Source organism: Thalassobacter sp. (genome assembly GCF_982993085.1).
Genome location: NZ_CEZFMW010000229.1, coordinates 1 through 2,031, shown reverse-complemented (window position 1 = coordinate 2,031; position 2,031 = coordinate 1). Strand labels below are relative to the sequence as shown.

General features: G+C 56.6%; 3 protein-coding genes. 1 reads left to right on the top strand and 2 read right to left on the bottom strand.

Features of this window, described 5'->3' with window-relative positions:
• Positions 1-34: 34 nt before the first annotated feature.
• Positions 35-565 carry a single-stranded DNA-binding protein gene (gene ssb, locus AC4GMC_RS18290; protein ID WP_490391502.1) on the bottom strand — a complete coding sequence of 177 codons (531 nt, stop codon included), beginning with the start codon at positions 563-565 and terminating at the stop codon, positions 35-37.
• A 139-nt stretch (positions 566-704) separates the two neighbouring features.
• Here ssb and AC4GMC_RS18285 point away from each other — a divergent pair, with 139 nt between their 5' ends.
• Positions 705-1,298 (top strand): lytic transglycosylase domain-containing protein, encoded by a 594-nt coding sequence (locus AC4GMC_RS18285; RefSeq protein ID WP_487876004.1) that lies wholly within the window; start codon positions 705-707, stop codon positions 1,296-1,298.
• Between the two features lie 84 nt (positions 1,299-1,382).
• Here AC4GMC_RS18285 and infC read toward each other — a convergent pair whose 3' ends face one another.
• Positions 1,383-1,877: a translation initiation factor IF-3 gene (infC, locus tag AC4GMC_RS18280; RefSeq protein WP_324618323.1), complete on the bottom strand. Its 495-nt coding sequence runs from the start codon at positions 1,875-1,877 to the stop codon at positions 1,383-1,385.
• Between the last annotated feature and the right edge of the window lie 154 nt (positions 1,878-2,031).

Below are 2,031 nucleotides of genomic sequence, written 5' to 3'. Positions count from 1 at the left end.
TCTCAGTAGGTTAGGGGGTGAACTTCATGCCCGCTTAGAACGGAATTTCGTCATCCATGTCCGAGGCACCACCGCCGCCGCCAAAGCCACCACCTTGGTTGCCGCTGCCACCACCGTAGCCGCCACCGTAGTCACCACCGCCGCCGCCGCCATAGCCGCCGCCGCTGCCACCACCGTAGCCACCGCCGCCGCCGGAACCACCGCCGCCTTCGCCGCGACCATCCAGCATGGTTAGCTCAGAGCGGTAGGGGCGCAGAGCCACCTCAGTGCTGTATTTGTCTTGACCGTTTTGGTCCTGCCACTTGCGCGTTTCCAGCTGGCCTTCGATGTAGACCTTGGAACCTTTGCGCAGATATTGTTCTGCGACGCGGATCAGCGGCTCAGAAAAGATCGCGACAGAATGCCATTCGGTCTTCTCACGACGCTCACCGCTGTTCTTGTCTTTCCAAGTTTCAGAGGTCGCAATGCGCAGGTTGCACACCTTACCGCCATTGGGAAAGCTGCGGACCTCGGGGTCGCGGCCAAGATTTCCGATGATGATGACTTTGTTCACGGAGCCTGCCATGGCCGTTCTCCCTTTCGAATCCGTTTGGCGCAGAAAACCATTCGAGGGCAGGGAAGGAAAGCCGCAAAAGCCCCGTGTCTTTTCATGTTGCGAATTATTGTTATATTCGCCGGGAACGAGGGACGCGGGGGCGGACATTATGCGGCTGTTATGGGTGATCATTGCGACGGTTGCGGTGCCAATGTCGGTTTCCGCTCAGTCAACCACGGCGTCCAGTTCGAACCGCATGGCAATCTTTGAAAGCCAGACGCAGTTGATGGATGGACGTCTGTCCAAGCAATACTCTAACTCGGTGCGGTTGCAGCCCCAGACGTTTGGCTCGTCGGCTCTGGCGATACCGCGCTACACCGGGTCGACGCGGTCACAATACCTGCCTACTGCGCGGGAAATGGCGCGCCGACATGGCATCCCAGAGGATCTGTTTCTGCGGTTGGTCAAGCAAGAGAGCAATTGGAACCCATCGGCCAAATCGAACAAAGGTGCGTTGGGGTTGGCCCAGTTGATGCCGGCAACAGCGCGCGATTTGGGCGTAAATCCGCGCGATCCGCATCAAAACCTAGAGGGCGGTGCGCGCTATTTGGCCCAGCAGTATCGGAAATTCGGCAGCTGGCGATTGGCATTGGCGGCCTACAACGCAGGGCCTGGTGCGGTGGAAAAGCACGGCGGCGTGCCGCCCTTTCGCGAAACACGGCAATACGTAAAAGCGATCCTTGGCACATCATTAGGCTCATGAGCAGCCATGAAAAAAGGGCGGAGAAACCGCCCTTTTGGAATATCTGACCGCATGAAATGCAAGGTCATATGCGCGAAGCAGGCCTTAGCGAGCGACCGGACCGATCATCATAACCATCTGACGACCCTCCATCTTGGGCATGTTCTCAACCTTGCCCAATCCGTCAACGTCACCCGCAACACGCTCAAGCAGTTCACGGCCCAGGTTTTGGTGCGCCATCTCACGGCCGCGAAAGCGCAGCGTGATCTTGACCTTGTCACCGTTCTCTAGGAACTTGTAAACATTGCGCATTTTCACATCGTAGTCATTGGTATCAGTGCCGGGACGGAACTTAACCTCTTTGATCTCGATGATCTTTTGCTTTTTGCGGGCCTCTGCCTCTTTCTTCTGCTGTTCATATTTGAACTTGCCGAAGTCCATGATTTTACACACGGGGGGCACAGCGTTGGGAGAGATTTCTACCAGATCAAGCCCGGCTTCGTCAGCCAGCGACATCGCTTTGGCGGGAGAAACAACGCCAAGGTTTTCTCCTTCCGCGCCGATCAGTCGGATTTCAGTGGCACGAATTCGGTCATTCACGCGCGGTCCCGTATCACGAACGGGGGGCGCATTGTGTGGTCTGCGGGCTATCGGTTTTATCCTTCTATGATCTCCGACTAGAGTGCGCAAAATAGCTGCGAAAACCGGCATCTTCAAGCCGATAAAACGCGAAGTTTGCCCTTGGCTTGCATAA

Excerpts from the sequence above, each read along its gene's own strand:
- ssb (WP_490391502.1), bottom strand. The coding sequence starts at position 565 with ATGGCAGGCTCCGTGAACAAAGTCATCATCATCGGAAATCTTGGCCGC.
- AC4GMC_RS18285 (WP_487876004.1), top strand. The coding sequence starts at position 705 with ATGCGGCTGTTATGGGTGATCATTGCGACGGTTGCGGTGCCAATGTCG.